At 31.3% G+C, this 8462-nt stretch carries 8 protein-coding genes; 6 read left to right on the top strand and 2 right to left on the bottom strand.

Translation table 11 applies throughout. The annotated features are described in order from the left end of the window. Positions 1–257 (top strand): conjugal transfer protein (locus Q1X33_RS16380; protein ID WP_301969845.1); only part of this gene is annotated, 257 nt, incomplete at its 5' end. Positions 258–975: 718 nt separating this feature from the next. On the opposite strand, the gene Q1X33_RS16695 is transcribed toward Q1X33_RS16380, so the two are convergent. Beyond that, positions 976–1101 (bottom strand): hypothetical protein, encoded by a 126-nt coding sequence (locus Q1X33_RS16695; RefSeq protein WP_193393255.1) that lies wholly within the window; start codon positions 1099–1101, stop codon positions 976–978. On the opposite strand from Q1X33_RS16695, the gene tet(S) reads away from it, so the two are divergent. The 3 genes from tet(S) (at position 1086) to Q1X33_RS16365 (ending at position 5535) form a co-directional block, all read left to right on the top strand. Further along, complete coding sequence (tet(S), locus tag Q1X33_RS16375) at positions 1086–3026, top strand: tetracycline resistance ribosomal protection protein Tet(S) (protein WP_095803332.1); 1941 nt, start codon at positions 1086–1088, stop codon at positions 3024–3026. The two genes, Q1X33_RS16695 and tet(S), sit on opposite strands and share 16 nt — an antisense overlap. Positions 3027–3113: 87 nt before the next feature. Continuing rightward, the gene (locus Q1X33_RS16370; protein ID WP_005228365.1) at positions 3114–3281 is read left to right on the top strand and encodes a cysteine-rich KTR domain-containing protein; all 168 of its coding nucleotides are present in this window, start codon (positions 3114–3116) and stop codon (positions 3279–3281) included. 682 nt (positions 3282–3963) lie between these two features. After that, complete coding sequence (locus tag Q1X33_RS16365; protein ID WP_231476348.1) at positions 3964–5535, top strand: IS1182 family transposase; 1572 nt, start codon at positions 3964–3966, stop codon at positions 5533–5535. A 181-nt stretch (positions 5536–5716) separates the two neighbouring features. Here Q1X33_RS16365 and Q1X33_RS16360 read toward each other — a convergent pair whose 3' ends face one another. Beyond that, positions 5717–6271 (bottom strand): tyrosine-type recombinase/integrase, encoded by a 555-nt coding sequence (locus Q1X33_RS16360; protein WP_096711215.1) that lies wholly within the window; start codon positions 6269–6271, stop codon positions 5717–5719. Positions 6272–6619: 348 nt separating this feature from the next. On the opposite strand from Q1X33_RS16360, the gene Q1X33_RS16355 reads away from it, so the two are divergent. Next, positions 6620–7819, top strand: coding sequence for an ATP-binding protein (locus tag Q1X33_RS16355; RefSeq protein WP_208788108.1), 1200 nt, complete (start codon positions 6620–6622; stop codon positions 7817–7819). Positions 7820–8011: 192 nt separating this feature from the next. Further along, entirely contained in the window at positions 8012–8116 is a 105-nt protein-coding gene (locus Q1X33_RS16690; protein WP_208788109.1) for a putative holin-like toxin, read from the top strand. Positions 8117–8462 lie beyond the last annotated feature (346 nt).

The following is an 8462-nucleotide window of genomic DNA, read 5'->3' as shown; positions in this document are numbered from 1 at the left end:
TTCTACCTTATTTGATAGTAGATTTAAAACTTTGCAACAGAACCGATTATTATATGATGGAAGATGTTTTACCAATAATCAGTCAAAACTTTATTTACTCTGAGTTGGTGAATCCAATTATTCAGAAGAAAGAGAAACAGTATCTAGTAAAAATAGCCGTTCGATATTTAGACAATGAAACAAAGATTGAAAATATTTCCCAATACCAATTAACTTTAGAGAAGAAGGATAACTGGAAAATAATAATGAATGAATAAAGAATATTAAGATGAAAACAATACTTGAATATTTAGTATAAGCAAAAAAAATTGTATGTCACTATAGCAAACTTATAATGATTTAGCATAAATAATCCAAAATATAGCGTGAAATCAACCTTCTATGAGAAGTATAAGCAAATTCACCTTTATTCTAACTTATAACTATTTTCATTACATTACTTAAAAAGGTCTCTCCAATTTTTTCCAAATAAACAGTATAACTTTTAATGATATTTTCCAAGTCAAACTTAATATTAACAATTCAAAACTATTGGAACCACTGCAAAATATTTTGTTAAGCAGTATATATTTCAAAAATTATACGTAATATATTTGTAGAAAGGTTGTGGACAGTTGTCCTATTGACCTGAAAAGTAATATAATAGCTGGATGAATAAAGAATCCCTTATGAACTTGTAAATCGTTATTAAATCGCTGAATTTTGATAGCCATTCTGAAGAGTTATCTTCAACTACTACACTAACTTCCATTAATTTCTCATTAATTTCCCTTTCGTTCAAAAAATATGGTTGGCTTTACAAGCATTCTATCATATGATAGAATTAAGATAACATTCAAAAGGAGATAATAAAAATGCGGCAAGGTATTCTTAAATAAACTGTCAATTAGATAGCGGGAATAATTAATTAAGCATCCTTATTTAAAATAAGGACTGGTTTTTTGTGCCCAGTTTAAGAATACTTTTATCATTTTATCATAAAGCATCTGTGGCTATCAGTGTGTAGTATACAGCTATTTTTGTATTAAAATCCCAGTGATAAGAGTATTTATCACTGGGATTTTTTCTGCTTTTTGAGCTTTTGAATGGAGGAAATAAAATTGAAAATTATTAATATCGGTATCTTAGCACATGTTGATGCAGGAAAAACTACTTTGACAGAAAGCTTACTATACAGTAGCGGAGCAATTAAAGAGTTAGGAAGTGTAGATAGCGGTACAACGAAAACGGATACTATGTTTTTGGAACGCCAGAGAGGTATTACTATTCAGACCGCAATAACATCTTTTCAACGGGAAAATGTTAAAGTAAATATTGTAGATACTCCTGGACACATGGATTTTTTGGCAGATGTATACCGTTCATTATCTGTTTTGGATGGAGCTATTTTGCTAATCTCTGCAAAAGATGGAGTACAGTCACAAACTCGTATACTATTCCATGCACTTAGAAAGATGAACATACCTATAATATTTTTTATTAACAAAATTGATCAAAATGGAATAAATTTGCCAGATGTTTATCAAGATATTAAGGACAAACTTTCTGACGACATCATAATTAAGCAGACTGTGAATCTAAATTTGAAACCTTATGTAATAGATTATACTGAACCAGAACAATGGGAGACAGTAATTGTGGGAAATGATTATTTATTAGAAAAATATACCATTGGGAAAACATTGAATATTGCAGAACTTGAAAAGGAGGAAAACGAAAGAATTCAAAGTTGCTCCTTATATCCTGTTTATCACGGAAGTGCAAAGAATAATATTGGAATTAAACAACTTATAGAGGTAATTACTAGCAAATTATTTTCACCCACACAACTCAATTCAGATAAACTTTGTGGAAATGTTTTTAAAGTAGAATATTCAGATGATGGTCAACGGCTTGTCTATGTACGTCTTTATAGTGGAACGCTACATTTGCGAGACTCAGTCAATATATCAGAAAAGGAAAAAATAAAAGTTACAGAAATGTATACTTCAATAAATGGAGAATTACGCCAGATAGATAAGGCAGAGCCTGGTGAGATTATTATTTTAAAAAATGAGCTTTTAAAACTAAATAACGTACTTGGAGATAAAAAAAGATTACCACATAGAGAAATTCCTGAGAATCCTCTTCCTATGTTACAAACAACAATTGAACCATGTAAATCAGTACAAAGAGAAAAGTTACTAGATGCACTTTTTGAAATATCCGATAGTGATCCCCTTCTACAATATTATGTAGATACAGTAACTCACGAAATTGTGCTATCTTTTTTAGGTGAGGTCCAAATGGAGGTAACTTGTACTCTGATTCAAGAAAAATATCATATTGAGATAGAAACAAGAAAACCAACTGTCATTTATATGGAAAGACCATTAAAAAAATCTGAATTTACCATTGATATCGAAGTACCTCCAAATCCTTTCTGGGCTTCTATTGGTTTATCTGTAACACCACTTCCTTTGGGTAGTGGCATTCAGTATGAGAGCCTGGTTTCTCTAGGTTATTTAAATCAATCATTTCAAAATGCAGTTATGGAAGGTATACGCTATGGGTGTGAACAAGGATTGTACGGTTGGAAATTAACAGACTGTAAGATCTGTTTTAAGTATGGTCTATATTACAGCCCTGTCAGTACGCCAGCAGATTTCCGAATGCTTGCGCCTATTGTACTAGAGCAGGCTTTTAGAAAGAGTGGTACAGAGTTATTAGAGCCATATCTTAGCTTCGAAATTTATGTACCACAAGAATATCTTTCGAGAGCATATAATGATGCTTCCAAATATTGTGCAAATATTTTAAATACTAAGTTAAAAGGTAACGAGGTCATTCTCATTGGTGAAATTCCAGCCCGTTGTATTCAAGAGTATCGAAACAGTTTAACTTTCTTTACAAATGGACGCAGTGTCTGTTTAACAGAGTTAAAAGGTTATCAGGTTACTAACATTAAGTCTGCTTTCCAACCACGTCGTCCAAATAATAGAATAGACAAAGTAAGGCATATGTTTAATAAAATCAACTTACATTGATAGTGAACTAAAGAGAAATTTTTAAAATGAATATTGAGTTGTTAATTAGAACAGGAGGATATAGATATTGTAAATACTAGGTGGATACTGTGCCCTATATGTGGCAATAAGACCCGTTTAAAAATGAGGGAAGATACTGAATTAAAAAATTTCCCTCTATTTTGTCCTAAATGCAGACAAGAAATTTTAATTGAAATAACGAAGTTTAGAATAACTGTAATTACAGAGCCAGACGCAAAGACGCAGAGCCGATAATTCGAGATATCAAAATCTCATTTTATCGGCTTTTTCTTTTCTATGCATACCATTGAGCTTAGTTCTTGATATCCTTTATAAGAAAATAAGTGTACTGATTTTTTTTGCAGTAGCTGTATTACAGTAGACATCCCTCAAGCATAAAAAGTATACAATTAAAATTCAATACTTGATTATTGATGAAGTACAGAGTTACTCGTCATTTCAAAACTAGTATATCAGTCAAGTTTTTCCTAAGGAACAAAAACGAACTTCGCTATGGGAATCAAAAATTTTTAGTCGGATGAAGTGATATGCAATAAATCCAGAAAATTTTCCCAACAACAAAAAATGAACTGTACTTTGCAGCGATAAGAGTAACCAAAGAACTATTTATCATTCGCTCTAGTTCCTAAGTGTAACAAAGATAAATTCATTTTCTATTTATGATTAACAAAAATCAGAAAAAGATTTTCTTTTCCCTTTGTTTATAGCAATAGGTGGTCTCTTATTACTCATTTCAATCATAAATAGATATAGTTAAAAAGGGGCTGTCGCACTAAATAATTAGTGCACAGCTCATTTTTGTGCAAAAAAAATAAATCTCAGATTCTACGAATCTGAGATTTATGATAAAATATTTTTCATGCAAACTAAAAACATTTTACAAAAAGATTATACAATTAATCAGAAGTTTTATCAATTGAAGCTTCCATTAAATATTGATTATATGATACCAGCTAATGATTCAGTGCGTTTACTAAGTCAATTTGTAGAGGAGATGGATTTAAAGGATTTATATTCGACTTATTCCCGAGTAAGGGAAAATCAAGTATCGCCAAGAAAAATGCTGAAGATTATGATTTATGGTTATATGAATAAACTATATTCATCTCGGGACATTGAAAATGCCTGTCGTAGAGATATTAATTTTATGTTTTTACTTGAGGATGCAACTGCTCCGGATCATGCAACATTTGCAAGATTTAGAAGCTTGCATTTTGCTCCATGTGCAGAAAAAATTCTTGCGGAAATGAGCAATTTTCTTTATGATATCGGTGAAATTTCAGGAAAAGCTATATTTATTGATGGAACTAAAATAGAAGCTTGTGCAAATAAATATACCTTTGTTTGGAAAAAGGCTGTTACGAAAAATATGGCAAAACTATTAATCAAAATAGCCGACCTTGTTAAAGAGTGTGAGGTTCTTTATGATATTAAAGTCTCGTACAAAAATACGGTGCAAATGAAACATGTAAAAAAACTCAGAAAAAAGCTTTATGCACTGAAAAAATCAGAGGGCATAGAATTCGTCCACGGATGTGGGAAAAGAAAGACTGCATTGCAACGTTCAATTGAAACTCTTGAAGAATACCTATCAAAATTTAAAGAATACACAAAAAAGGTATACACTTGCGGTAGCCGTAACAGTTATTCAAAAACTGATGTTGATGCTACATTTATGAGAATGAAAGAAGATGCTATGAAAAATGGACAACTAAAACCAGCTTATAATTTGCAGCATGGTGTAGATTCAGAATATATTGTATGGCTTACTATTGGTCCACAACCAACAGACACAACAACTCTTATACCTTTTCTTAAAATCATGGAAGAAAGATTAAATTTTAAATACTTAAAAATAGTTGCAGATGCTGGATATGAGAGCGAAGAAAATTATTCTTTTATTGAAGAAAATAATCAAATAGCTTTTATTAAACCAGCTAATTATGAAATATCAAAAACAAGAAAATTTAAAAATGATATCGGAAAGATAGAAAATCTAGATTATAATGAAGAACAAGATTTCTATACCTGCCGAAGTGGTAAGCAATTAAAAAAGGAAAGCATAAAAATCAAAAAATCTAAGACAGGATATGAAAGTGAAAAAACAATTTATGCTTGTGAGGATTGCAACAATTGTAGCTATAAAACTAGTTGTATAAAAGGAAATAATTCAAAAACTCCTCTAGAACAGAGAACTAAAAGACTTGAAACATCAAAAAAATTCAATCGTCAACGAAAAGAAGATTTAGAAAGAATTATAAGTGAGGAAGGTTGTCTACTTAGAATAAATCGAAGTATACAAGTCGAAGGCTCTTTTGCCCAAGTCAAGCAAGATATGGGATTTAGAAGATTCATGTGTCGAGGACAAAATAACGTATTAGCAGAAAGTATACTTCTTGCTATGGCACTTAATATAAATAAATTACATAGTAAAATTCAAGCAGACTGTACTGGTAAGCATTTATTTGAATTAAAGAAAACAGCATAAATATAATTTTAAAAAAGTCTTATAATGAGGCTTATTAAAGTGCGCTTATTTTTAAAGAAATTATAATTAGCAAAATATCTTATTTAGAAAATATTTTATACAAGCTAAAAAAGGAGCTATCGCTAACGGATTTTAATCCGGTAATGCGACAGCCCCTTTTTCAAGCCGTATTTTATCAATACTATATTCCTAATTTAAAATCAGCAAGAGACGCACCAATTTCATCTTCCGTAATTCCTATATACCTCTTCGTAATAGCTTGCGAACTATGATTAAAAATAAACATCAACGTTGCAATATCATGTGTTCTCCGATAATAGTGATAACCAAACGTTTTTCTCAAGGTATGAGTTCCAATATCATTTCTTCCGAGATCTTGAGCAATACCAGCATACAACTTATAAACTGTATTTGGTTTCAAATGTCCACCTTGTTGTCTGCTAGGGAAGAGCCAATCATCATCACCCATAAATTCAGTGTATGTCATAATTTCATTCTGCAAGTTCTGGGTGTATATCGGTTTTCTCTTTCCAGTCTTCTGTTCAACAATCACTGGCTTCGAAACTCCTCGTATATCTCCTACTTTTAATTTCACAATATCAGAAATCCGCAAACCATTATTTATTCCAAATAAGAATAGAAAAGAATCACGTTCGGGAAATTTTGTTCTTCTTAGCCAAAATTGAAAATCTCGAATTTCTTCCGCTGTCCTTAATGGTTGAACATTGTAAACCATTAAAAAATCACCTCTTAATTGTGGACGTATTTAATACTATTCTGACTTCATTATTTTATATATATAATACCATAATAGTGAACTAAGTGGATTAATTTTTAAAAAGCTAGAATTGATGGCTTTTTGAGTTCACTATTTTAGATAAAATGATGAACTCAGAATTTTTAGAATACAGGTTTCTAAACTTTTTAAACGAATCTTTAGTAAATGGAGAAGAATCCAAAAATATAAACATCACTTTATTCTTTATGGTATAATTGATTAAGAATAAAGTATGCTTTATATTATTTTGTAAATACAATAAAAATAAAGTTTCTTTTATATTGTTGGAAAGTGGAGATGAGGAACATGTTTAATAGACCATTTTATCTGAATCAAATTCTCAAGTTCAAAGATACTGATTTTATAAAAATTCTAACTGGGGTTAGAAGATCTGGAAAATCATTTTTGATGAAATTATACAAACAACACCTTGAAAATTTGGGAGTTAAAAGTGAGAACATAATCTATATTAATTTTGAGAGTTATGAATCGCTATCCATAAATAGCGAAGAGAAGTTTAGAGCAGAGATAGACAAGCGACTTCCAGATAATCAAGATAAGCTGTACTTTATGTTTGATGAAATTCAAATGGTTGAAGGCTGGCAAAGAGTTGTTAACGGTTTGAAGACAAGCTTCGATAGTGATATTACTATAACGGGATCAAATGCAGATATGCTATCGGGTGAGTTGGCCACATTATTAAGTGGGAGATACGTTGAGATTTTGGTCTATCCACTATCATTTAGTGAATTTATTCAAGTGAAGGAACTTAATCCAGATTCTAGATATGTAGATCAGGCCTATCTTGAATATGAAAAGTATGGCGGTTTCCCATCTGTTGTTTTGGCTGATGAAGAGATAAAAGATGTGATTCTCCAAGGAATATTCGACACAATAGTTCTCAATGATATTGCTTTTAGAGCTGGTGTTAAAGACCCAGCAACATTAAAAGCGCTCATTAGTTTCCTTTCTGATAATGTAGGGCAGCTAGTAAATTCTGCTAGAATTGCGAATACCTTAACTAGTGAAGGAGTTCCGACAACAATTCCGACAATTAAAAAATATCTTGATCTCTTAGAAACAGGCTATTTATTCTATCGAGGAAAACAATATGATATACGTGGCCGTGAATATCTGCGAACTAACGGAAAATACTTCATCGTTGATTCAGGATTAAGAAGAAATGCGGTCGGAAGAAAAGATGGAAATTACAGCAATCGATTAGAAAATATTGTTTTTATTGAATTAAAAAGAAGAGGATACCAAGTAGATATTGGTCGATTGGGGACAAAGGAGATTGACTTCATTGCCAGAAAACTAGATGAAGTTCTATATGTTCAGGTCACTTACGATCTTCCTAACAACACTCACGAGACAGACAACCTCAACAATATTAACGACAATTATAAGAAAGTTCTAGTCACAGGCCGATATCAACAAGTTAAGCAAATTGATGGGATTGATGTTAAATACATTGTAGATTGGCTGTTAGAAGAAAATAATTAAAAAATAGGTCGTCAGAGGACGTTTTTAAGGTCATTTCAAATTTTTAACAAGATAAGTATGTATGAAAAGTTTTATATGTTACAATAACGTAGCAATGAAGCCAACTTCATGAACGGTGGCTTACTTTCTGATTGGTGGTGGTGCCTATGATAAATAGGTTTAATTCATCAAATCCTTTGGAAAGGAAAGCCTATGTCTTTATCGGATATATTGATGATTTTGTTTGCATTTGGCGGATTTCTAATCGCTCTGCTAACTTTTATCATTGATTTAATCGAAAAAATGACAAAAAAATAACCGTTCATAAGCTTTGGAAGGCTGAACGGTTAAGAGATAAATAAAGCCAAGTACGCCACCGTTCTTGAAACGGTTCGTTGTAAAAGGGGAGTTGTTAGCGCAACTCTCTTTTCGTGTTTATTATAGCACGGATGGAAAATATTCGCAAAATCAGAGGGTATACTTTAGTCTTTCAGAAACCTTTCGGAATTTTTACAATCTAGTTTACATAAGATAGATTATGCAAAGATTTAGATGTTAAACAGCTTAAAATCAAACTGTTATATACGTGCTAAATATTTATGTTAACTATAACCTTATTGGTTCTGTTGCAAAGTTTTAAATCTACTATCAAATAAGGTAGAAT

The sequence above is a fragment of the Enterococcus sp. B2E4 genome, from assembly GCF_030499455.1.
Classification (GTDB): domain Bacteria; phylum Bacillota; class Bacilli; order Lactobacillales; family Enterococcaceae; genus Enterococcus_D; species Enterococcus_D casseliflavus.
Note: the sequence above shows the minus strand (reverse complement) of the source record. Positions and strands in the feature narration are given on the sequence as shown.

Bases quoted from the DNA above. Each gene is read 5' to 3' on its own strand.
- Q1X33_RS16690 (WP_208788109.1), top strand. From the start codon at position 8,012: ATGTCTTTATCGGATATATTGATGATTTTGTTTGCATTTGGCGGATTT.
- Q1X33_RS16360 (WP_096711215.1), bottom strand. From the start codon at position 6,271: ATGGTTTACAATGTTCAACCATTAAGGACAGCGGAAGAAATTCGAGAT.
- Q1X33_RS16355 (WP_208788108.1), top strand. From the start codon at position 6,620: ATGTTTAATAGACCATTTTATCTGAATCAAATTCTCAAGTTCAAAGAT.